Source organism: Roseinatronobacter bogoriensis DSM 18756 (assembly GCF_004366635.1).
Taxonomy (GTDB): domain Bacteria; phylum Pseudomonadota; class Alphaproteobacteria; order Rhodobacterales; family Rhodobacteraceae; genus Roseinatronobacter; species Roseinatronobacter bogoriensis.
In genome coordinates this window covers 84,550-106,769 of record NZ_SORN01000010.1, presented here as the reverse complement: position 1 = coordinate 106,769, position 22,220 = coordinate 84,550, and the positions used below count along the sequence as shown (strand labels likewise).

General features: G+C 60.5%; 26 protein-coding genes. 19 read left to right on the top strand and 7 right to left on the bottom strand.

Annotated features, from left to right (window positions below; all coding sequences use genetic code 11):
- The first annotated feature begins 3 nt into the window (after positions 1-3).
- The 6 genes from EV660_RS16470 to EV660_RS16445 all read left to right on the top strand — a co-directional run bounded on the left by EV660_RS16470 (position 4) and on the right by EV660_RS16445 (position 5,019).
- Positions 4-1,302, top strand: coding sequence for an NAD(P)/FAD-dependent oxidoreductase (locus tag EV660_RS16470; protein WP_071479162.1), 1,299 nt, complete (start codon positions 4-6; stop codon positions 1,300-1,302).
- A complete protein-coding gene (locus tag EV660_RS16465) occupies positions 1,299-2,069 on the top strand; it encodes a DUF1365 domain-containing protein (protein ID WP_071479163.1) in 771 nt (256 codons plus the stop codon). The genes EV660_RS16470 and EV660_RS16465 overlap by 4 nt, the downstream gene beginning before the upstream one ends.
- The gene (locus EV660_RS16460) at positions 2,066-3,322 is read left to right on the top strand and encodes an MFS transporter (protein WP_071479164.1); all 1,257 of its coding nucleotides are present in this window, start codon (positions 2,066-2,068) and stop codon (positions 3,320-3,322) included. The genes EV660_RS16465 and EV660_RS16460 overlap by 4 nt, the downstream gene beginning before the upstream one ends.
- Before the next feature lie 2 nt (positions 3,323-3,324).
- The gene (locus EV660_RS16455; RefSeq protein WP_071479165.1) at positions 3,325-3,885 is read left to right on the top strand and encodes a DUF3833 domain-containing protein; all 561 of its coding nucleotides are present in this window, start codon (positions 3,325-3,327) and stop codon (positions 3,883-3,885) included.
- A complete protein-coding gene (locus tag EV660_RS16450; RefSeq protein WP_071479166.1) occupies positions 3,882-4,619 on the top strand; it encodes an SDR family NAD(P)-dependent oxidoreductase in 738 nt (245 codons plus the stop codon). The genes EV660_RS16455 and EV660_RS16450 overlap by 4 nt, the downstream gene beginning before the upstream one ends.
- 70 nt (positions 4,620-4,689) lie before the next feature.
- A complete protein-coding gene (locus EV660_RS16445) occupies positions 4,690-5,019 on the top strand; it encodes a DUF3775 domain-containing protein (protein ID WP_071479167.1) in 330 nt (109 codons plus the stop codon).
- Between the two features lie 26 nt (positions 5,020-5,045).
- Here the strand turns inward: EV660_RS16445 and EV660_RS16440 are convergent, their stop codons facing one another.
- Entirely contained in the window at positions 5,046-5,552 is a 507-nt protein-coding gene (locus tag EV660_RS16440; RefSeq protein WP_071479168.1) for a holin family protein, read from the bottom strand.
- Entirely contained in the window at positions 5,549-6,148 is a 600-nt protein-coding gene (locus EV660_RS16435) for a holin-associated N-acetylmuramidase (RefSeq protein ID WP_071479169.1), read from the bottom strand. Before EV660_RS16435 ends, EV660_RS16440 begins: the two co-directional genes overlap by 4 nt.
- Positions 6,149-6,311: 163 nt before the next feature.
- On the opposite strand from EV660_RS16435, the gene ribB reads away from it, so the two are divergent.
- Genes ribB through aat form a run of 4 tightly spaced genes read left to right on the top strand, consistent with a single transcriptional unit; the run spans position 6,312 to position 9,133 of the window.
- The gene (gene ribB, locus EV660_RS16430; protein WP_071479170.1) at positions 6,312-7,442 is read left to right on the top strand and encodes a 3,4-dihydroxy-2-butanone-4-phosphate synthase; all 1,131 of its coding nucleotides are present in this window, start codon (positions 6,312-6,314) and stop codon (positions 7,440-7,442) included.
- A 1-nt stretch (position 7,443) separates the two neighbouring features.
- Complete coding sequence (locus EV660_RS16425) at positions 7,444-7,992, top strand: 6,7-dimethyl-8-ribityllumazine synthase (RefSeq protein ID WP_071479171.1); 549 nt, start codon at positions 7,444-7,446, stop codon at positions 7,990-7,992.
- Positions 7,989-8,477, top strand: coding sequence for a transcription antitermination factor NusB (gene nusB, locus EV660_RS16420; protein WP_071479172.1), 489 nt, complete (start codon positions 7,989-7,991; stop codon positions 8,475-8,477). Before EV660_RS16425 ends, nusB begins: the two co-directional genes overlap by 4 nt.
- Positions 8,478-8,494: 17 nt before the next feature.
- Positions 8,495-9,133 (top strand): leucyl/phenylalanyl-tRNA--protein transferase, encoded by a 639-nt coding sequence (gene aat / locus EV660_RS16415; protein ID WP_184409767.1) that lies wholly within the window; start codon positions 8,495-8,497, stop codon positions 9,131-9,133.
- On the opposite strand, the gene EV660_RS16410 is transcribed toward aat, so the two are convergent.
- Together EV660_RS16410 and EV660_RS16405 are read right to left on the bottom strand one after the other, a co-directional pair.
- Positions 9,097-9,486 carry a DUF2155 domain-containing protein gene (locus EV660_RS16410; RefSeq protein WP_071479173.1) on the bottom strand — a complete coding sequence of 130 codons (390 nt, stop codon included), beginning with the start codon at positions 9,484-9,486 and terminating at the stop codon, positions 9,097-9,099. The two genes, aat and EV660_RS16410, sit on opposite strands and share 37 nt — an antisense overlap.
- A gap of 82 nt (positions 9,487-9,568) precedes the next feature.
- On the bottom strand, positions 9,569-9,943 hold the full coding sequence (locus EV660_RS16405; RefSeq protein WP_084634596.1) for an NADH:ubiquinone oxidoreductase subunit NDUFA12: 375 nt from the start codon (positions 9,941-9,943) through the stop codon (positions 9,569-9,571).
- A gap of 144 nt (positions 9,944-10,087) precedes the next feature.
- Between EV660_RS16405 and msrB the strand changes: the two genes are divergently transcribed.
- Both msrB and EV660_RS16395 read left to right on the top strand, forming a co-directional pair.
- Positions 10,088-10,531: a peptide-methionine (R)-S-oxide reductase MsrB gene (msrB, locus tag EV660_RS16400; protein WP_071479375.1), complete on the top strand. Its 444-nt coding sequence runs from the start codon at positions 10,088-10,090 to the stop codon at positions 10,529-10,531.
- A 59-nt stretch (positions 10,532-10,590) separates the two neighbouring features.
- Entirely contained in the window at positions 10,591-12,045 is a 1,455-nt protein-coding gene (locus tag EV660_RS16395; protein ID WP_071479175.1) for a protein adenylyltransferase SelO, read from the top strand.
- Between the two features lie 7 nt (positions 12,046-12,052).
- On the opposite strand, the gene EV660_RS16390 is transcribed toward EV660_RS16395, so the two are convergent.
- On the bottom strand, positions 12,053-12,892 hold the full coding sequence (locus tag EV660_RS16390; protein ID WP_071479176.1) for an MBL fold metallo-hydrolase: 840 nt from the start codon (positions 12,890-12,892) through the stop codon (positions 12,053-12,055).
- 127 nt (positions 12,893-13,019) lie between these two features.
- Positions 13,020-13,340 carry a DUF6476 family protein gene (locus EV660_RS16385; RefSeq protein ID WP_084634597.1) on the bottom strand — a complete coding sequence of 107 codons (321 nt, stop codon included), beginning with the start codon at positions 13,338-13,340 and terminating at the stop codon, positions 13,020-13,022.
- On the opposite strand from EV660_RS16385, the gene EV660_RS16380 reads away from it, so the two are divergent.
- Positions 13,339-14,394 carry an RluA family pseudouridine synthase gene (locus EV660_RS16380; RefSeq protein ID WP_071479177.1) on the top strand — a complete coding sequence of 352 codons (1,056 nt, stop codon included), beginning with the start codon at positions 13,339-13,341 and terminating at the stop codon, positions 14,392-14,394. The two genes, EV660_RS16385 and EV660_RS16380, sit on opposite strands and share 2 nt — an antisense overlap.
- A gap of 113 nt (positions 14,395-14,507) precedes the next feature.
- Positions 14,508-15,407, top strand: a complete 900-nt coding sequence (gene rpoH, locus EV660_RS16375) for an RNA polymerase sigma factor RpoH (protein ID WP_071479178.1) — start codon at positions 14,508-14,510, stop codon at positions 15,405-15,407.
- 551 nt (positions 15,408-15,958) lie between these two features.
- On the opposite strand, the gene EV660_RS16370 is transcribed toward rpoH, so the two are convergent.
- A complete protein-coding gene (locus EV660_RS16370; protein ID WP_071479179.1) occupies positions 15,959-16,180 on the bottom strand; it encodes a DUF1674 domain-containing protein in 222 nt (73 codons plus the stop codon).
- Between the two features lie 71 nt (positions 16,181-16,251).
- On the opposite strand from EV660_RS16370, the gene EV660_RS16365 reads away from it, so the two are divergent.
- The 5 genes from EV660_RS16365 to EV660_RS16345 all read left to right on the top strand — a co-directional run bounded on the left by EV660_RS16365 (position 16,252) and on the right by EV660_RS16345 (position 22,134).
- Entirely contained in the window at positions 16,252-17,526 is a 1,275-nt protein-coding gene (locus EV660_RS16365) for an RsmB/NOP family class I SAM-dependent RNA methyltransferase (RefSeq protein WP_071479377.1), read from the top strand.
- Between the two features lie 123 nt (positions 17,527-17,649).
- Positions 17,650-19,395, top strand: a complete 1,746-nt coding sequence (locus EV660_RS16360) for a heparinase II/III family protein (RefSeq protein WP_232727366.1) — start codon at positions 17,650-17,652, stop codon at positions 19,393-19,395.
- A 23-nt stretch (positions 19,396-19,418) separates the two neighbouring features.
- Complete coding sequence (purH, locus tag EV660_RS16355) at positions 19,419-21,023, top strand: bifunctional phosphoribosylaminoimidazolecarboxamide formyltransferase/IMP cyclohydrolase (RefSeq protein ID WP_071479181.1); 1,605 nt, start codon at positions 19,419-19,421, stop codon at positions 21,021-21,023.
- A 17-nt stretch (positions 21,024-21,040) separates the two neighbouring features.
- Positions 21,041-21,523, top strand: a complete 483-nt coding sequence (gene lspA, locus EV660_RS16350) for a signal peptidase II (RefSeq protein ID WP_071479182.1) — start codon at positions 21,041-21,043, stop codon at positions 21,521-21,523.
- Positions 21,524-21,609: 86 nt separating this feature from the next.
- On the top strand, positions 21,610-22,134 hold the full coding sequence (locus tag EV660_RS16345; RefSeq protein WP_071479378.1) for a DUF3035 domain-containing protein: 525 nt from the start codon (positions 21,610-21,612) through the stop codon (positions 22,132-22,134).
- Positions 22,135-22,220 lie beyond the last annotated feature (86 nt).

The following is a 22,220-nucleotide window of genomic DNA, read 5'->3' as shown; positions in this document are numbered from 1 at the left end:
TGAATGCCATTTGAACTGATTGATACCCCGGCCAGAAGAATTGCAGTTATAGGCGGGGGCATCTCCGGGCTGTCAAGTGCCTGGCTCATGTCTCAGAGGCACCGTGTCACGTTATTTGAGGCGGAGCCCCGTTTCGGGGGACATGCACGCACCATCGCGGCTGGAAAGAACGGGACCCAGCCTGTTGATACGGGCTTTATCGTTTTCAACTACACCAATTACCCATACCTGACCGCGCTTTTTGAAAAGCTGGATGTGCCGGTCGTGAAGTCGAACATGTCTTTCGGCGCATCGTTTGATGGGGGTGGGTTTGAGTATTCACTCTCCGGGATTGACGAGATTTTTGCCACCCGCAAGAATTTGGTCAACCCGCGTTACTGGCGCATGATCCGCGATATCATGCATTTCAACAAGAATGCCCTGTCCGTCAGCCAGGCCAACCCAAGCCTGAGTATTGGTGCGCTGTTGGACAAGCTCGGAACCGGCGACTGGTTCCGAGAGCGGTATCTTCTGCCCTTCTCGGGCGCGATCTGGTCCACGCCGACGCAGAAAATCCTCGATTTTCCGGCCCATGCGATGATGGATTTCTTTCGCAACCACGCGCTGCTTGGCTATGAGGGACAGCACCAATGGTACACGGTTCAGGGCGGATCGGTCGAATATGTTCGGCGGCTGGAGGCGTATCTGGACCGCGCTGGCGTCAATCTGCGCGCTGGGACGCCTGTTCAGTCGGTACGGCGCGGGCCAATGGGCGTCTGGGTCAAGGTTGAAGGGACTGAGGAAGAGCAATTCGATGAAGTGATCCTTGCCACCCATTCCGATGTCAGCCTGCGTTTGCTGGCAGACCCAACCGGGGCAGAAGCACAGGCCCTGGGCGCGGTGAAATACCAACCCAATGACGCGATTCTGCATTGCGATACCAGTTTCATGCCCAAGCGGCGCAAGTGCTGGTCAAGCTGGGTCTATACCGAACGCGGGCCACAGGACCGCGACCGCATTTCACTAAGCTATTGGATGAATTCGCTTCAACCCATCCCCCATGATGACCCCATGTTCATCACGCTGAATGCCAATCATCCGGTGCGCGAGGAATGTATCTACGACACTTACACATTCTCGCACCCTGTCTATGACGCGGCGGCACTGGCGGCACAAAAGGCAATCCAGAACTTCAACGGCACCAATCGCACGTGGTTCTGCGGGGCCTGGATGCGCAATGGCTTTCATGAGGACGGCTTTGCCAGCGCGGTCGATGTCGCGCGCGCGATGGAAGCGCGTGTCAAGAGCCTGGCGGTCGCATGAGTGGTGTAGAACATATCGCAGGCCAGACCTTTCACGGGCGGCGCGGGCCGATCAGCAACAAGTTCACCTATGCGGTGGATTACGTGCTGTTCAATGCCGAGGAAGACCTGCACCTGCCGCGCCTGATGTCGCGCAATGCGCGCAACATTGCCAGCCTGAGTGACCGCGACCACGGCGGCGCGCCTGGTCAGGGGCGAGGGGCCGCTTGGGCCCGCGAGGTGCTTGCGTCCCATCAGTTGGAGGGGGTAACCGATGGCGTGGTCTATCTGCTGACGCAACCGCGCGTGCTGGGCCATCTGTTTAACCCGGTCAGTTTCTGGCTGTGCCATGACGCGCAAGGCGGCTTGCGCGCGGTGATTGCCGAAGTGAACAATACCTATGGTGACCGCCATTCCTATCTCTGCGTCAAGCCCGACCGTTCGGTCATTCAGGGTAGTGATACGCTGGCAGCGCAGAAGATATTCTATGTCTCGCCGTTTCAGCCGGTCGAAGGGGATTATGCGTTCAATTTCAACATCCATCCTGACAAGCTGTCCATCCGTATCGGCTATACGCAGGATCACGAGGCACCGGGGGCGGGGCTGGTCGCCACTCTGACCGGGCAGCGCCGTCCGTTGGGAAATCGTGCCATTCTGGGCGCAATGGTGCGCCGTTTCGGTTCGCGCCGGGTGCTGGCGCTGATCCATTGGCAAGCACTCAAGCTGTGGTGGCGGGGGGCAAAGTTCAACGGACGGCCAAAGCCACCCTCACAAGAGGTCAGCCAATGACCACTGCGGTTGCCGCCAGCCCGCGCCCACGCCTGTGGGGCTATTCGCTGTTTGGCGGGTTGCTGGCGATGGCCGGTTTGCCGATCTATATTCATGCCCCGTATTTCTACGTTGATGAATATGCCGTATCTCTGGCCGCGCTGGGCACGGTGTTGTTCGTGTTGCGCGGGCTTGATTTCTTGCAAGACCCAGCGCTGGGCTGGCTGGCGGCAAGGCTGACTCATATGCGCGGGCTGGCGGTCGCGCTTACCGCTGCCGTGATGGCCGCTGCAATGCTGATGCTGTTTGCTGTCCCGCCGCTGTTCGCGCCGCTTGCATGGTTTGCCATTGCCCTGACGCTGCTGTTTTCGTGCTATTCCTTCCTCACCATCTGTTTTTACGCCACGGGTGCCGCGCGCGGCGATGCGCTGGGGCAGGGCGGGCATGTCTATCTGGCCGGATGGCGTGAAACTGGTGCCTTGCTGGGCGTATGTCTGGCCGCTGCCGCGCCCGTGGCGCTTGAAGCGGTGCTACCTGCGCCATTCATGGGGTTTGCCATCGGCTTTGTTGTCATCACAGTGCTGGCGATTGCTGCGATGCGTGCCGAATGGCCGCGCGCGCGCAATGTGCAAGTGGCAGAAGCGGGGCTTAGCCTGCGCGATGTCTTCGCAGATGCCACCGCGCGGCGCTTGCTTATCGTCGCGCTGGTCAATGCAACGCCAGTCGCCATTACCTCGACCTTGTTTCTGTTCTATGCCGAAAGCGTCTTGCAGGCCGAAGGCATGGAAGGTGTGCTGCTGATCCTGCTGTTTTTGTCGGCGGCGGCCTCTGCGCCGCTTTGGGCGCGGCTGGCGCGGCGCACCGGGGCCAAGACGGCGCTGCTTTCAGGTATGGGGCTGGCGGCGCTGAGTTTCGCCTTTGTCACCACGCTTGGCCCCGGCGATCTGGCGCTGTTTGCGCTGATCTGCGTGATCTCGGGGGCGGGCATCGGGGCTGACCTGACGCTGTTGCCCGCCATTTTCTCGCGGCGTATGGCCGAATTGTCGCCTGAAGCGGCCAAGGGCTTTGGCCTTTGGGCCTTTGTCACCAAAGCCACTCTGGCGCTGGCCGCGCTGATGGTATTCCCCGCCTTGCAGGTTGCAGGCTTTGAGGCCGGGGCTGAGAACAGCCCGACCGCGCTGAACACCCTTGTCCTGCTATATGCTGCCCTGCCTTCGGTGTTGAAGGTCGTGGCAATCGCGTTGCTGGCGCTGACCCCTTTGAAGGAGAGCTGACCATGAGTATGTTTTTGACCTTTCTTGCCGGTAGTGTCCTGGTCCTGGCGCTCTTCGCTATCGGGCAGAGGGTAATCGGGTTTCAGGCACAGAAGCCGGAAGATTATGCCAAGCTGACCCCGCACATGGACATACAGCAGCATCTCTCGGGGCCGATCCGTTGCGAGGGTGTGATTTATGGGCCGATGGGGCGCGTCACATCCCGTTTCACCGCCGATATGGAGGGGCGCTGGGATGGCAATCGCGGCGTTCTGGCAGAACATTTCAGCTATGACAGCGGCACAAAGCAAGACCGCGAATGGCGGTTGACGCTGGGCAATGGCGGGCGCGTCACCGCCGAAGCGGATGATCTGGTCGGCAAGGGTTCTGGGCAGCAGGAAGGGGGCGCGCTGTGCCTCAGCTACACGATCCGACTGCCGGAAAGTGCGGGGGGGCATGCGTTGCAGGTCACGGACTGGATGTATTTGATCGACGACAAGACAATTGTGAACCGCAGCCAGTTTCGCAAGTTTGGTATCAAGGTGGCCGAACTGGTCGCAACGATGCGCAAGGTGGATGCATGAGAAAGCTGTCGGGGAAAACGTATTGGATCATTGGTGCGTCGGAGGGCTTGGGCCGGGCGCTGGCGAAAAAGCTGTCAAAGGCGGGCTGCGCGCTGGTCCTGAGTGCGCGCAGCGCCGACAGTTTGCAGGCATTGGCCGACAGTTTGCCGGGAGAGGCCCGGATCGTGCCCTGCGATGTGTCTGATCGCGAGTCGGTGGTTCGCGCGGCACAAGACGCGGGCGAGGTTGACGGGATGGTGTTTCTTGCCGGGGTCTACTGGCCCTTCCCGGCGACCGAATGGCAGCCAGAGCAGACCGAGGCCATGTTTGATGTCAACCTGACCGGGGCTGCGCGGGTCTTGGGGCAGGTTGTGCCGGCAATGGTCGCGCGCGGGGCCGGGCATATCGTGATAACAGGTTCACTTTCTGGCTACCGGGGTTTGCCGGGGTCCATTGGCTATAGTTCCAGCAAAGCCGGGCTTATGCATCTGGCAGAGTCGATGTATGCCGACCTGCGCGGCACTGGCGTAGATGTGCAATTGGCCAATCCCGGTTTCATCCGTACCCGCCTGACTGACAAGAATAATTTTAACATGCCATTCCTGATGGAGCCCGACCAGGCGGCAGAGGAGATGATGCAACTTATGCGTTCGGAAAAATTCCAGCGTGCGTTTCCACGCTTGTTCTCACTGGTGTTTCGCGGGGCCAATTTCTTGCCGGACGGGTTGTATTTCCGGGTCTTCGGAGGGCGCTAATCGGCGGGTTCACCCTTGCAACACCGTGCGGTTTCAGCGACAGTTGCATCCAAGGATACAGGAGGCAACCATGCTTGCTATCAGCCCGCGCAAAATTGTTCATATCATTTACCTTGCCCGCGAGGGTACAGTGGGTGACCCTGAGGCACATGCCTTCATTGAAGGCCTGAATGATGACGAACAAGCCAGCCTGACGGCCGTTGCCTGGGTCGGTCGCGGTGCGTTTGAGGCCGAAGAATATGACGAAGCGGTTGCGACCGCTGTATCAGAAGCAACGACCCCGACAGCCGATTACCTGCTGGGTATGCCGCATCTGGCGGAAAACCTTGAAAGCGGCCTGGAAGCGTTGGGCATCGATGTGACCGGCGAGGAAGAGGATTTTCTGCGCCAAGGGTCGTGAGCCGCGCCACATCTGTGGCGCAGCGCTTACCCTTTCAGCCCCGCCCATTCGGCCAATGCGGGGTTTGCTCCCGTATCTGACGGCACCTCTGAGCGCGCGCGCCTTTCTGTTGGCGGCGGTGCAGGTACTTTCGTGACGCGCAGATGGTGCGCCTCTCGTGCGCCGAAGTAAAATGCCACAACAGCCCCAAGCAACCACCACAGCGGCTCTGGCACAGCGGCGAGTGCGTGCATGCGGATGGCAAAGCCGTCCGGGTCCGCCATCGCAAAGACGAACAATCCCAATGTGCCAAGCGCCAGCAAGGGGCGGGGCAGGCGGTTCAGCCCGTTGACCGCCGAATCAAACCACCCGCCGCGCCCATACTGGAATTCGGCAGCATGGCTGGCATGGGCGGCCTTGTAGGCGTCATGGCCCAGTTCCAGTGCGCGCGTGGCATTTGGACGAAACACCTCGGCGACAGACGTGACCGTCTGGCCCAGTGCGCGCGCTTCTCGCGCGCCGCCAAAGACCCATCCGAAAAGCGACCGGATCATGCCCAGCCCCGCGTGCGTGCGCGGTGCTGTTCCGCGCTAAGGTGAAAGCGGGGATTGATGAATTCCTCCGCCCGTGTGATCCAACCGCCCTTGCCTCCATCACGCCTGCGCGCGAATTTGCGGCTGGCGGGGCGACGGTCGGCAATAGCGTAATAATAATCGCGCCGCGCTATCCCGTACGCATCGACCAGATGTGCGGGTGCCATGTCATAAGCGCGATGGGTGGCGGCAATGGTTTGCGGACCGATAATGCCATCAACGGCGACATGTATCCCCATCTGAACAAGCAGGCGTTGCAGAATGCGCACGGCATTGGCCCCTGCATTTACATACATGTCGAAAACGCTGGGCCATAGCGGCTCTGGCAATTCGGCGATGCGTGGACGCGTGAAGTAATGCTCGATGTAGATTTCAATCGCCTGCGCGCGCGTCAGGTCGCGCACATCCTGCACGGTGACACGCTGGTTGGGGCGCAATCGGCGCAGGGTGTGGATGGTCACGCCGAAATTCGTAGCCCCACCCGGATCATCGGGGTCATTGACGAAGCCGCCCTCACGGGCGACAATCTGCGTGGCAAGCTGGCGGACAGACTTCATGATGTGGCACCTTTGGCAGTGTCGGATTAGCCGGAATTTGCCGGATTTGCCTCAATTCCCGGCTAACTGACCGTGCGTTGCACATGTGATGTGCCCGTTTGCCCCCTTTTCCCGCGCCTTCCTTTGGGCTATCTGCCACCCCAGAGCAAAGGATCAGTCTGCCATGAATTACGAACAGCCCGGTGATGTCGAGCAAAGCTGGAAGGATGCGATTTCCTCGACTGAGGAGATCATCGAAGAGGCCCGTAATGGCCGCATCTTCATTCTGGTGGATCATGAAGACCGCGAGAATGAAGGCGATCTTGTCATTCCGGCGCAGATGGCGACACCCGAAGCGATCAATTTCATGGCGACACATGGCAAGGGGCTGATCTGTCTGACCTTGCCGGGCGAGCGGATCGACCAGCTTGGCCTGCCCTTGATGGCATCAAGCAATTCCTCGCGCCACGAAACCGCGTTCACAGTCTCGATTGAAGCGCGCGAGGGTGTATCAACCGGCATTTCTGCGCATGACCGCGCGCGCACGGTTGCCGTAGCGATTGATGCGGGCAAAGGGGCTGCCGATATTGCTACGCCGGGCCACGTGTTCCCTTTGCGCGCCCGCGATGGCGGTGTGCTGGTGCGCGCAGGCCATACCGAAGCGGCGGTCGATATTTCGCGACTTGCTGGTCTGAACCCCTCGGGTGTGATCTGCGAGATCATGAAGGAAGACGGAACCATGGCGCGCCTGCCGGATCTGGTGGCGTTCGCGCAGAAACACGGGCTGAAGATTGGCACAATCTCGGATCTGATCGCCTATCGGCGGCGGCACGACAACCTTGTGCGCGTGATAAGTGAACAAAAGATCAATTCGGCATTTGGCGGTGACTGGATGATGCGGGTCTATTCCGACACGACCCAAGGTGCTGAACATGTCGTGTTGATCAAGGGCGATATTTCCACGCCAGAGCCTGTTTTGGTGCGTATGCATGCCTTTGACCCGCTGCTGGATATGGTCGGCACTGGTGGCGGTGCGCGTGCGGCTGAATTCAGCGATGCCATGCGCCTGATCGGTGAAGAGGGGCGCGGGGTCGTGGTGCTGCTGCGCGACACAGAAATGAAGATGGCCCCGGCAGAGGGCAGCACCCCGCAAGTGTTGCGCCAATACGGGCTGGGCGCGCAGATCTTGTCGTCATTGGGTCTGCATGACCTGATTCTGCTGACCAATTCGGCCACGCCGAAAGTTGTGGGGCTGGATGGCTATGGTTTGTCCATTACCGGCACGCGCAAAATTCCATCTGCGAAAGGCGCCTGACATGGCCGGACATGAAACACATTACACGCTGCCCCTGCCTGAATTCGACAAGGCGCCCAAGCTGCTGATCGTCGTAGCCCCTTATTACAAGGATATCGCTGACCAACTCGTTGCCGGGGCCAGCGCCGAGATTGAAAAGGTCGGCGGCAGTTTTGAAGTGATCGAGGTGCCCGGCGCGCTGGAAGTGCCCACAGCAATCGGGCAGGCGCACCGTATGTCGAATTTTGACGGCTTCGTGGCCCTTGGCTGCGTGATACGAGGTGAGACAACGCATTACGACACGGTCTGCAACGACAGCTCGCGCGCGATCACGCTTCTGGGCTTGCAGGGCGCGTGCATTGGAAATGGTATTCTGACAGTGGAAAACCGCACGCAGGCCGAAGTGCGGGCCGAAGTTGCAGGTCAGAACAAGGGCGGCGGGGCGGCGGCGGCTGCCTTGCATCTGATCGCACTGGGGCGGCGCTGGGGCAGCGCCCGGCGCTCTGTCGGGTTTTTGCCAGAGCGTGAGGAATTCCAGATCGCAGGCGATACCAAGGGGCCGGTGGCATGAGCGACACCAGCCCAAAGCGTCGCCTGACGCAGGAAGAACGGCGCGCCCGCAAGGCGGCCGCGCGTTTCTATGTGGTTCAGGCCCTGTTTCAGATGGAAGCATCTGATGTGGCGATTGGCGAGATTACGCGCCAGTTTGAAGCGCATCGGATCGGGGCCGAAACGGAAACCGAGACTTGGGCCGAAGCTGATCTGCCCCTGTTCCGCCGCCTGATTGAGGTGGCCGTGGACCGTCAGGCGGCGATTGACCAGATGACTGACCGTGCCTTGGTGGCAAAATGGCCGATCAGTCGGATCGACCCGACGCTGCGCGCCCTGTTCCGTGCCGCAGGGGCCGAATTGTTGGGCGAGCAGACCCCGCCGCGCGTTGTCATTTCGCAATATGTCGATCTTGCCAAAGCCTTTTCAGCCGAAGGGCGGGAAACCAATTTTGTAAACGCGGTGTTGGATCATATGGCCCGAGAGGTCAAAGCCGACGAATTGTGATTCCCGGAGCGCGCGCCATGCGTTTGGAGCTGACCCCTGAGATGCTGTTGCAAGCCTATCGGATGGGGGTGTTCCCAATGGCCGAAAGCCGCGATGATCCGCGGCTGCATTGGTTCGACCCGGTCGCGCGTGGGGTTCTGCCGCTGGACGGGTTTCGATTGTCGCGCAGTCTGCGCCGCAAAATCCGGGCCGTGCCTTTCAGGTTAACGCTGGATCAGGCGTTTGAAGATGTCCTGCGCGGCTGTGCCGACCGCGAGACGACATGGATCAATGCCGAAATTGCGCAGCTTTTCACAGCCCTGCACCAACAAGGTCATGCCCATTCTATCGAGGTTTGGGATGGCCCGGAACTGGTTGGCGGTGTTTACGGGCTGGCTCTGGCCGGGGCATTTTGCGGAGAGAGCATGTTTTCACGCCGCAAGGATGCGTCAAAAATCGCGCTGGCCTATCTGGTCGCGCATCTTCGCCACTGTGGTTTCACGCTTTTCGATACGCAATATCTGACAGAACATCTGGCCAGTCTGGGCGGGGTCGAGATTTCGCGTGTGGCCTATCGCGCCCGGCTGGCACATGCTTTGCGCGCAGATGCCGATTTCCACCGCTTTCCACTGCCGGATAGTCACGAAGTGGTGCAGCTTAACACCCAGATATCATAACGCCGGTGGTCAAGCGCATTCAGGGCAGGGCTGGATGCAATCATCCAGCCAGAGAAAATGATGTCATCCGCACGGCTGTCAAAGACATCAATCCAGGCATAGGCCTCTCCCGCCGGGTTTTCGACGGGGTAGCGGCATTCTTCCAGCATGACCACAAGATGGCCGATGCTTGCACTGCCGCCAGCGTCCAGCGTGATATCTAGGCTGGTCCCAGCCACCCTGTCCAGCCCGCGTAAAACGGCACCATCGCCGGTGGCAATTCTGTCCGAGGGGGTTGGCGGTTCAAGGTCTTGCGCGACAACGCCACCCCCAAGACCAAGACCCAACCCAAATGCCAAAAGGACCGCGCGCATGGCTATCTGCGCCTGCCGCGTCGCTGGTTGCGCTGCACCATGCGGATCAACCGCAACAGCAGCCCTATTGCCTGCCCAAAATTCATTCTGGCGTCCAGGCCTCGTAATCCTTGCGCGGTGCAGGTTCTGCACGCCGGATCGAACCTTGCGGCGCATAAGCCATCGCAGAGCCGGTCAGGTTTTCCTGATGCGGCTTCTCCCATGCCTTATGGGTCAACGGGCGGTCGGTTGGCGGTTCGTCCCATGTATGGTGAAGCCAGCCATGCCAGTCCGGTGAAACCCGGCTTGCCTCGGATTCGCCATTGTAGATGACCCAACGTTTCGCACCGTCCTTTGAGCGGTAGAAGATATTGCCCTGAGTATCCTCTCCCACCTTGATGCCATGACGCCAGGTGAAGAAAGCTGTGTTCAAAGTGGAAAAGTTCCACCATGTCAGCAGGCGCAGCAGAAATTTCATGGGCATCCTCTTGTTGTACGGGTGCGGCGAGTTTTGGCCCTTATGCACCAGCCCCGCCCGGAAATCCAGAGCGAAGCCATCGGGGTTGCCTTCACCTTTACGCTGGCTACATCCCAAATCAGCACCCAACACCACGAGGCCCCCATGTCGCGCTACGAACGCCGCCCCGAGATTATCGAATCACTGACCCCGGAACAGCATTACGTCACGCAGGAAAATGGCACGGAACGCCCCTGGTCGGGAGAGTACAATACCAACAAACGCGCCGGTATCTACGTCGATATCGTATCGGGCGAGCCGCTTTTTGCCTCGTCCGACAAATACGAATCCGGTTGTGGCTGGCCCAGCTTTACCAAACCGCTGGTCACGAACCATGTCGTGGAATTGCCCGATCACAGCCTTGGCATGACGCGCACAGAGGTCCGCTCTGCGTATGGGGACAGCCATCTGGGCCATGTGTTCCCGGATGGGCCTGCTGACAGGGGAGGATTGCGCTATTGCATCAATTCCGCAGCATTGCGGTTTATTCCGTTGGAAGAGATGGAGGCTGAAGGCTATGGCGACCTTCTGCCTCAGGTTGACGGATAGGCTGGCAAGCCGCGCAAATCATGTTATCACTCCCACGCTGGGAAGTGCCGGAGTGCAAAATGTCCCTCTCGATCAGTTTTGAAAACAGCTATGCTCAGGAATTGACTGGGCTCTATGTGTCGTGGCAGGGGACGCAATGGCCTGATCCGCAAGTGATAGTGCTGAATGATACGCTTGCGCAGGCGCTTGGGCTTGATCCCGCGACACTGCGCAGCGCTGAGGGTGTGGGTATGTTGTCAGGCCATGCCCTTCCCGATTCTGCGCACCCGCTGGCGCAGGCTTATGCAGGCCATCAGTTCGGCGGGTTTACCCCACAGCTTGGTGACGGGCGCGCAATCCTGCTGGGCGAGGTGCTCGACCCGCAAGGCGCACGCTGGGATATTCATCTGAAAGGGTCTGGCCGCACGCCCTTTGCGCGCGGGGGCGACGGGCGCGCGGTGCTTGGCCCGGTTCTGCGCGAATACCTTGTGTCCGAGGCAATGGCCGCACTTGGTGTCCCGACGACACGCAGCCTTGCAGCCTGCACAACGGGTGATCGGGTGTTGCGCCAGTTCGGGATGGAGCCGGGCGCGGTCCTTGCGCGCGTTGCCTCCAGCCATATACGGGTGGGGACCTTTCAGTTCTTCGCGGCACGCGGCGAGATTGAGAAACTCTCGCTGTTGCTGGAATATGCGATAGCCCGGCACGAGCCAGACCTTACCGGGGTCGAGGATGCCGCCCTGAAATTTCTGGAGCGTGTGTGCAAACGTCAGGCACGTCTGGTCGCGCAATGGATGGGGCTTGGCTTTATTCATGGTGTCATGAATACGGATAACACGACCATTTCGGGCGAAACCATAGATTATGGCCCCTGCGCCTTCATGGACAGGTATGACCCCGCCACTGTGTTCAGTTCGATCGACCAGATGGGGCGTTATGCCTATAGCAATCAACCCGCAATCATGGTGTGGAACCTTGCGCGACTGGCAGAAGCGTTGCTGCCGCTGATCGACCCGCGTGAAGAACGCGCCATCGCGCGCGCCACCGAGGTTATCGAGCAGGCACAAGCCGACTATCGGCAGGATTGGTTGAATGTCTTTGCCCATAAGCTGGGACTGAACCAGCCCGATGCAGCGTTGATCGAAGACCTGCATGCCCTGTGGCAGAGGCAAGAGGTTGACTTCACAAGCTTTTTCCGGGCGCTTCCTGATGCGCTGCGCGGAAACCCCGACCCGCTCGCCGCATTGTTCCGGTCTGCCGACGGGCTGGAGGGATGGCTTGCGCGCTACAGGGCCGCACTGGACGATCCGCAAGCAATGGCGGACCTGCTGGAGACGCGCAATCCGCTGTATATTCCGCGCAATCACCTTGTCGAAGCCGCGCTGGAAGCCGCCAGCGCCCACGGTGATATGGCGCCGTTCCATACCCTGCTGGAACGCGTGCAAAACCCCTATGAGGCGGTGGCGGGCATGGAAGACTACGCCCAGCCAGCCCCCAAGGATGCGGATGCCATCGTCACCTATTGCGGGACATAAAGCCCGATTAGCCCCGGCCCGGTTCCAGCCTGTAGCCCCCTGCGGCGCGCTGCACACGGTTGAACGCGGGTTGCAGGAAATGGCCCCCCGTAAACAGCGTCCCGTCACTGGCCAGCTGGTCCAGCAAGCGTTTGCGCGTGTCGCGCGCCTGATCCATGTCGATGTCAAAGCTGATCGCAATCTCCGGATTTGCGACTTGCAATGCAGGCGCATGAACAATGTCGCCCACATGCAAAAGGCTTTCCCCGCCGCTGTCCAGCCGCCAGCCAAAATGCCCCGGCGTATGGCCCGGCAAGGCCATGCCGGACAGGCCAGCCACAGCTTCGTGGCCATCGTTCAGGGTTTCCAGCCGGTCGCCATAGGCGGCCAGAACTGATTGCGCCAGTTTCGCCCAATCGGCCACCCCGGACAGCGCGCCGTTGAAATTGGTGTCATCCGACCAGAACGCGCGGTCGGCATCGGTGACATACAAAGTGGCATTGGAAAAAACCGCAGCGCCATCGGGGGTGATCATGCCCGCGACATGGTCGGGGTGCAGATGGGTTGCCACCAGCGTATCCACCTGATCGGGCGCCACGCTCAGTTCGGCCAGCCCCTCGGCCAGAAAGCCGCAGCTTGGCCCGAACAGATCACGCGGCCCCGCATCGGCCAGAATGACGCGACCCGAATGGCGAATAAGCACAGCGTTGAAATTCGTCTCGATCTCGGCCGCGCCTGCGTCACTGAGCAATTCCGCGATGGTTTCGGGCTGCGTTCCCGGAAACAGATCGGGTGTGAATGTCACGGCCCCGTCGGTGATGATGCTGACCTCTGCCTCTCCGATGGTGCGGGTGATGGTGCGGCGCATGGTAACTCCTCCCTGAAAGCGTTGGGCGAGGGTAGCTTGGCAGCGCAGCGCTGGCAATCACCTGTTGCGCCTTTGTCCGAGCGCAGGATTTGAGTATTTAGAGCAAGAAAATGACAGGCGGACGGTGTTACTGTGCTGGCAATGTGATCTGGTGGCGCAACTCCCCGGTGGCGCGGTCGAAAAGCAGGACTGTCTGATCTTGGGTCAGGACAAGAACCCAGTCAGGTGCAAGGGTGATGGCCTGCGCGCGGCTGTCCGTGGGCAGGGTGATGCTGTCCGGCAGCGCAAGCGGTGCGGGCGCCATGCCAAGGCGGGTGACAAGCAGCCCGATGATGATTATGACGCCGAGGATCATAACGCTTGTCAGCACCACAACCAGCCATTTTATAAGCCGCACATCGGGCGGGGGCTGGTCCGGGGGCGGGGGCATATCAGGGGGCAGGGTCATGGCCGAAGAGCCTTTCACAGAGATCGAGGTCAGGATTGGGCCGCAGCCCCCTGCACGGCTTGATAAAGCCTTGGCGCGCGATGTGCCAGAGGGGCAGGGCCTGTCACGTTCACGCGTGGTCAAGCTGATCGAGGAGGGGGCGGTCACGCGCGGGGCCGAGGTGCTGGACAATGTGCGCCTGAAAGTTGCCGAGGGTGATGTTCTGACATTGCGCTTCAGCCAGCCTGTCGAGGTCGAGACGCGCGCGCAGAAGATTGCGCTGGATATTGTCTGGGAAGATGACGAGCTGATCGTGTTGAACAAGCCTGCGGGTATGGTCGTGCATCCTGCGCCCGGAAGCCCGGATCAGACCCTTGTGAATGCGCTGCTGCATCATTGCGGTGACAGCCTGTCGGGGATTGGTGGCGAGAAGCGGCCCGGAATTGTGCACCGGATCGACAAGGAAACATCGGGCTTGCTGGTGGTTGCGAAAACGGACCGGGCGCATCAGGGGCTGGCCGCGCAATTCGAACGTCACAGCGTCATCCGGCGCTATCTTGCCTTGGTGCATGGGGTACCCGATGCGGCCGACCCGCGCCTGAGGGGCTTGCGCGGGGTGAGTTTCGAGGCAGGCAATATTCTGAAAGTGACCAGCCAGTTGGCCCGCAGCAAGAATGACCGTCAGAAACAGGCCGTCGTCTGGTCAAATGGTCGCCATGCCGTGACGCGCGCGCGGGTGCTGGAGAGTTTCGGCAGCCCGCCCGCGCTTGCATTGATGGAATGCTGGCTGGAGACGGGGCGCACGCATCAGATCCGCGTGCACCTGTCCTATGCAGGTCACGGGCTGGTTGGCGATCCGGTCTATGGGGGGCGGCGCAAATTGTCAGATCGGGCGCTTGGGTCGGCGGGTGTGGCGGCCTGTGCCGGCTTTTCCCGACAGGCGCTGCATGCTGCGACATTGGGCTTCGTGCACCCTGTCAGTGGCGAGAATCTTGACTTTTCGGCACCGCTGCCCGCCGATATGGAGGCGCTTCTCTCCGCGCTGCGCCCCTCACAGGAGAACACATCGGAGTGATGCCTGCGTCGGAAACCTGTGTGAATGCGTATACTCTATATAAACTTTGTTGTGTTAAGCGGATATGATACGTCTTTTCGGGTCCGGCTGGCACAGTTTTGAAGGATGGCTTGATGAGCAGTTATACCAATCTTCCCGCCCCAAGCCCGGAACAGGGGCTGAACCGCTATATGCAGGAGATCCGTCGTTTCCCCATGTTGGAGCCGGAGGAGGAGTTCATGTTGGCCAAGCGCTGGGTCGACCACCAGGACACAGACGCCGCGCATAAGCTGGTGACCAGCCATTTGCGCTTGGCCGCCAAGATCGCGATGGGCTATCGCGGTTACGGCCTGCCGCAGGCAGAAGTGATTTCCGAAGCAAATGTCGGGCTGATGCAAGCGGTCAAGCGCTTCGATCCGGACAAGGGCTTTCGACTGGCAACCTATGCGATGTGGTGGATCAGAGCATCCATTCAGGAATATGTGTTGCGGTCCTGGTCGTTGGTCAAGCTGGGTACGACCAGTGCTCAGAAGAAGCTGTTCTTTAATCTTCGCAAGGCCAAATCCAAGCTTGGTGCGCTGGAAGAGGGCGATCTGCGTCCTGAAAATGTGGCCCAGATCGCGCGTGATCTGAATGTGACCGAGGATGAGGTTGTCGCGATGAACCGCCGCCTGTCGGGGGGCGATTCGTCACTGAACGCAACCATCGGCAGCGAGGATGGTGCCTCAAGCTGGCAGGACTGGCTTGAAGATGAGGATGCAGATCAGGCCACACAATATGCTGAACGCGACGAATTGGAGTTGCGCCGCGAATTGCTGATGGAGGCGATGGACGTGCTGAACGAGCGTGAACGCGATGTCCTGACGCAGCGCAGGTTGAGCGAAGACCCCGTGACGCTGGAGGATTTGTCACAACGCTATGATGTCAGCCGCGAGCGCATTCGCCAGATTGAAGTACGTGCCTTCGAGAAGTTGCAAGGGCGTATGCGGACGCTGGCGCGCGAGAAAGGTATTGTCGTGCCTCTGGCTGACTAGTGTTCGCCGCCTGACAGAAGATAGCTATGACTGCTTGGAGGGTGTTGCAGCCTTTGACCGGCGCGGAATCAAGGCCGAAGGCCGCCGCGACTCAAAGGGCCGCCCCCTCGGCACGGCGATTTGGCCGCCACCAGCGCAACGATCTGATCTTGCGCGGATTTGGCCAGCATAAAGCGCTACAGAGTAAACCTTGGATCGCCGCACCGCGGCCCAGCGCTGCGAGGCTTTGCACCCGGTCTTGCTATGTCCGATTCGTCCCGAAAGCCGCCTCTCGGAAAGGCATCGCATGTGGTGCCGGAACCTTTCGTCAGGTGGCGAACGCCGGGTGGCGAGGGCGCTAACCTCGCTCTGGATGGCGGCCGCAGAATGTATCGGGGTAAGGCTGTAAAGCGAAAATTGCCTTGATCAACGCTGAAGGAATATGGGAGTCTTGGGGCGTGCGCCACCCCAACCCAACTGTCGTGGTCAGAAGATGCGGTTTGGTGCAGTCCTGCCGGTCGATCACAGGGGGGCCATGTCGGCATAATCCCAAAACTTCTGGCGCGCAGTGATCAGAAATCTATCGCGATGCCTTTCTTCTCCCAGTCGCCATAGCGCACAGGTTCCGGCCCCTTGCGCCCGCCCAACTCGGTCGGGCGCTGCTCGGATTGCTGGGCGTCGCGGCGCGCGTCGGCTTCTTCCAGTGCGCGGCGGGCTGCCGGGGGCAGGGTGGCCCGACGCTCCGCTTCGGAAGGGGACGGACGGTCATCTGGTGTTGCGGTGTCGTCAGTCATGGGTGTTTTCCTTGCAACAGGCCTTTGCCCTGATATACCGCGCAGGGTTCAAAGGACAAGAAACACTGCACATGGCTGATACACTTTCACTTGGGCCGCGCGCCGCTGCAATGGACCTGATTGCAGGTGTTCTGGATGGGCGCCGTAGCCTGAGCGAGGTCATCATCCGCCCGCCAGATAGCTTTGCAGATTTACCACCAGAAGGGCGCGCGCGCGCCCAAAGGCTTGCGACCGAGACTTTTCGTCATATGGGCCGCGCCGACCATCATCTGCGCCGCGCCCTGCGCAAGGCCCCGCCAGAGCCTGTCGCTTGGGTGCTGCGCATGGCTGTGATCGAAATGCATGTCCTGGCTGCGCCTGCGCATGGCGTGATCAATGATGCGGTTGAATTGACGCGCCGCGCTGGTCAGCCACGGCTGGACGGGTTGGTGAATGCCGTGTTGCGAAAGTTGAGTGACGGGTTTGACTGGGCTTCTGCCCCGGTGCCGCGCTTGCCGGGCTGGTTACGTGGCGCTTTGCAAAATGCATATGGTGCCAAGGGGACCGCCGCAATCGAGGCCGCGCATCTGACGCCCGCGCCCGTGGACCTGACCTTGCGCGATGCATGTCCCGAAGGGTTGGAAGGCGATATGTTGCCCACAGGCAGCTTGCGCCTGCGAGGCCCCGGCCAGATTTCGAAATTGCCCGGATATGACGCAGGTCAATGGTGGGTGCAGGACGCCGCTGCGGCCCTGCCTGCGCGGCTGCTCGGCGATGTGACGGGCATGCGTGTTCTGGACCTGTGCGCCGCACCGGGTGGCAAGACCATGCAACTGGCAGCACAGGGGGCAGAGGTTACAGCGCTGGATATTTCGGCGGCGCGCATGGTGCGGCTGCGTGAAAACCTGACGCGGACAGGTTTGCAGGCCGAAACCATTGTCGCAGATGCGTTGGAGTGGCGACCAGAGGCACCGTTTGATGCCATCTTGCTGGATGCGCCCTGTTCGGCAACTGGCACGTTGCGGCGGCACCCGGAATTGCCGCTGATCCGCACCAAGGATGATGTGAAGGCGCTGCAAAATTTGCAGGCGGCCTTGCTGGACAGGGTTCTTGACCCGGCACAAGGGCTGCTGCGCCCCGGTGGTCGGGTGGTGTTTTGCACCTGTTCGCTGTTGCCCTCTGAAGGTTCTGACCAGATCAAGGCCGCGCTGGCGCGTCACACCTTCAGTATTGTGCCACCCGTTCTGCCGGGCGTGCCGGATGACTGGCTTTTGCCCGATGGAAGCTTGCGCACAAGGCCGGATTATTGGGCCGATCTGGGTGGGCTGGATGGATTTTTCATCGCAGTGTTGCAGCATGAACCGTAACGCAACTACCTGTTGAAAAGATCGCGCGTCAGGCTTGCCGGAAGGGGTAGATATTTGTACAGCAAAAGCGGGATCACCAACGATATTCTGTGACCAGAGCCGTTTGGAAAAGGCGTTGAGATTGTGACTGACCAAAGCGCGACGGGCACATCCCAGATCCGGCTGCTTGATCGCCTGTTGCTGCGCTGGCTGGCAGGGCGTGTGCAGATGTCAGTGCTGGTTTCTCAGCCCGAACCGCGCATGGTGGGGCAATATGCGCGCGGCAAGCAGATGCTTGCGGGAAATTTTCTGGTCGCGGGCGAATTGATCGAGGCGCAGGGCGCTGTCCCCTTTGCTGGCCGAACCGCCGCCGCGACCGAGGCCATGCATGGTTTTGGCTGGCTTGATCATCTGGCCGCTGTTGGTGACAGAGAGGCCCGCGCGCTTGCGCAGGCGGGGCTGCGGGACTGGATCGCACGGTTCGGGAAAGGCAAGGGGCCGGGCTGGGCCCCCGGTCTGGTCGGGCGCCGGATCATTCGCTGGATCGCCCATGCAATTTTCCTGATGCAGGGCATGGAGGAGCATGATCAGCGCCAGTTTCTGCATGCGCTTGCGCTTCATGCGGCTTATCTTGAACGCCGCGCGGGCAAGGCTGCATCAGGGTTACCGCGCATAGAGGCTCAGGTCGGCCTGCTTTACGCCACGCTTTCGCTGGAAGGGATGTCAGACCGGATCGCTGCGTCACATGACGCGGTTCTTGCTGCGGCGCGGGCGCAGATCACCGAGGATGGCGGCATCGCGACCCGCAACCCTGAAGAGTTGCTACAGGCCTTTGAACTGCTGGCATGGGCGATTCAGGCCATGGCAGATCACGGCCATCAGATTAGCGCGCAAGCTGTGGAGTTGCTGGACCGCATGGCCGGGGCCTTGCGGGTGGTTCGCCATGCCGATGGCGCACTTGCGCGGTTTCATGGGGGCGGGCGCGGTCGGGACGGCGCGCTGACCGCAGCCTTGGTGTTGCGAGATGCGATCAATCCCGCGCAAACCATGTCTAACGCAGATATGGCGATGGGCTTTGTGCGGTTATCGGGGGGGCGCAGCAGTGTCATTGTGGACGCGGCTGCCCCACCTTTAAAAGCGGCGCCCGCGCGCGCGCATGCCTCGACCCTTGCATTCGAGTTGACCTCGAATCGGCGGCCGCTGATCGTGTCCTTTGGGGATGGTTCCGAATTTGGTGCCGAATGGCACCGGGCCAGCCGCGCAACGGCGTCACATTCGACCCTTGCATTTGAGGGGTATTCCTCGTCGCGCTTTGCCACGCAGCATCAGGCCCGGCTGGAACTGGCCGATGGGCCGCGCCATGTGGGCGTAGAGTTTCGACATGCCCCCTATTCGCGCGCGGTACGACTGAGCCATGATGGCTATCTGCCCAGCCACGGGTTGGAACATCTGCGCTATCTGGACCTGTCCAGCGATGGCTGTGTCTTGATCGGCGAAGACAGTCTGATAGCGACATCAAAGCGCAGCATGGCGCGCTTTGATGAGGTGATGGCCCGCACAGGTGGGGCAGGCGTGCCGTTTGCGCTGCGATTCCATTTGCACCCCGAGGCGGAGCCCTCGCTTGATATGAATGCAACGGCTGTGTCGGTGCTTCTGAGATCTGGCGAGATATGGGTTTTTCGGGCTGATGGGCTTCATCTGGCGCTTGCCCCGTCGGTCTATCTGGAGAAAGGCCGCCTGAAACCGCGTCCCAGCCAGCAGATCGTGTTGTCCTTGCGCGCCACAGGCTATACCAGCCAGATCAACTGGAGCCTGTCCAAGGCGCAAGACACCCCGCTTGCCATACGCGACACGGTTCAGGCGGACCCTTTCGCGGTGCCCGAGCTATAAAGACTTTGAACCAAGGATGAGATATGACTGACACGGCCCCTGTAAACCTTGCCCCGGTAAAGCGCGCGCTGATTTCGGTGTCAGATAAGACCGGATTGATTGACCTTGCCAAAGCACTGGCCGCGCGCAAGGTCGAGTTGATTTCGACCGGCGGGACAGCCCGTGCGCTGCGCGAGGCGGGCCTTGCGGTGCAGGATGTGTCAGATGTGACCGGCTTTCCCGAAATGATGGATGGCCGGGTCAAGACATTGCACCCTGCTGTGCATGGTGGCTTGCTGGCGTTGCGCAATGACGAGGCACATATGGGCGCGATGACCGCGCATGGCATCCGCCCGATTGATTTGCTGGTGGTCAATCTTTACCCGTTCGAACAGACTGTTGCGCGCGGTGCGGATTATGCCGAAGCGGTTGAGAATATCGACATTGGCGGGCCTGCCATGTTGCGCGCCGCTGCCAAGAATCACGCCTTTGTCACGGTTGTGACCGATCCCGACGACTATATTCCGCTACTGTCGGAACTGGACGCGGAAAATGGAAAGACGCGTTTGTCCTTCCGCCAGACAATGGCGCAGCGCGCCTATGCCCATACGGCTGCCTATGATACCGCAGTCAGCACCTGGATGGCGCAGGCTATTGGTCAGGCTGTGCCGCGCCGCCGCGCCTTTGCGGGCAGCCTCGCGCAAACCCTGCGCTATGGCGAGAACCCGCATCAGGCCGCGGCTTTCTACCGGGATGGGTCAACCCGCCCTGGCGTGGCGACAGCGGTGCAGCATCAGGGTAAGGAGTTGAGCTATAACAACATAAACGACACCGATGCTGCATTTGAACTGGTGTCCGAATTCTTGCCTGCCGACGGCCCGGCTTGTGCGATTATCAAACATGCCAACCCGTGCGGGGTTGCGCGCGGTTCATCACTGGCCGAGGCCTATGCCCGCGCCTATGATTGCGACCGCACTTCTGCCTTTGGCGGCATCATCGCGCTGAACATGAAGCTGGATCTGGAAACCGCCAAGGCGATTACCGGCATATTTACCGAAGTTGTCATTGCCCCTGCCGCAGATCAGGACGCCATCGCGCATTTCGCCACAAAGAAGAACCTGCGCCTTCTGACAACCAAGGGGCTGGCCAATCCCGGTTTGGGCGGGCTTGCGTTCAAACAGGTGTCCGGCGGGTTTCTTGTGCAGGACCGTGACAATGGCATGATCCGTGCCGAAGATCTGAAAGTGGTGACAAAACGCGCCCCGACCGAGGCTGAACTGGCCGATATGCTGTTTGCATGGAAAGTGGCGAAGCATGTCAAATCCAACGCCATTATCTATGTCAAGGATCTGGCCACGGTCGGTGTTGGCGCAGGCCAGATGAGCAGGGTCGATTCGACCCGCATCGCCGCGCGCAAGGCACAGGACATGGCCGAGGTGCTGGGTCTGGACGCGCCGCTGACCCAAGGGTCGGTCGTGGCGTCGGATGCGTTCTTTCCGTTCGCCGATGGTTTGCTTGCCGCCGCCGAGGCAGGCGCGCGTGCAATCATCCAACCCGGTGGATCTGTCCGCGATGACGAGGTGATCGCGGCGGCCGATGCGGCGGGGCTGGCGATGGTCTTTACCGGCCAGCGCCATTTCCGCCACTGATCAGGGAGTGCTGCGCGATGCGCATTGCAATCGGCGTTCTTGGACTGACAGTTATCGCCGATCAGGCGGTCAAATGGTGGGTGATTGACCGACTGGCACTGGACCAGCGGCTGTTCATTCCTGTCATCGACCCCTATCTGAACTTTGCGATGGCATGGAATACAGGCATAAATTTCGGGCTGTTCGGGTCTGACAGCGTTGTGATGCGCTATGTTCTGGTGGCGATTGCGCTGGCAATCAGCGCGTTTGTCTGGGTCTGGGTCAAGCGCGAAGGGCCAACGGCGGCGTTGCAAACCGGGGCCGGGTTGCTGATCGGGGGCGCGCTGGGCAATGTGATCGACCGGTTGCGCTGGGGGGCTGTGGCCGATTTCATCAACATGTCTTGTTGCGGACTAAGAAATCCGTATTCTTTCAACATTGCGGACGCGGCGATTTTTGCCGGAGCGGTGGCGTTGATCATCTTCTCTGGGCGGGGTGGCCCGAAGCAGCCGCAGAAGTGAAACCGCGATTTGTTCATCGAGGGCGTGACGCAAAGAATAGAATGCGCTAAGAGCAAAGCGTTGAGATAGTAGGAATGGGGGTCTTGATGGCGGTCAGGCAGGTCATCTTCGCAGCGTTGGGCACGGCAGTGCTGTCAATCAGCGCGTGCTCGGACAATGAAAACCCCATTCTGATGCACGCGGCCACGCAAGAACGCGGGCCGGATGAATTCGGCATCGTACCCACACGCCCGCTGGAAATGCCGACCAGCCTGACTGAATTGCCGCCGCCGAATCCCAATGGTGTAAACCGGGTGGACCCGCAGCCGCGCGCCGATATTGCGCGCGCACTGGGCGGCAACCCGGCGGCTGCTGTTGCGCGGGGGACAGCGGATGGCGGGATCGTGAATCATGCCAGCCGCTTTGGCCGGTCCGAAGGGATCAGGGAACAACTCGCTGCCGAAGACCTCGAATTCCGCCGCCGCAATCAGGGGCGTCTGCTGGAGCGGTGGTTCTCTGTCAATGTCTATCATAATGCCTATGAGTTTATGTGGCTGGACAAATACGCGGAACTGGAACGCTGGCGGCGTGCTGGTGCGCAAACCCCGTCAGCCCCACCACGGCCCGAATAAGGGTATGCAGGCAGAGCGCGAATATTTGACTCTCTGATTGGCGGCATTTGGGTTACCCTTTCTTTCCGGCATTTTGCCGTAAAGGG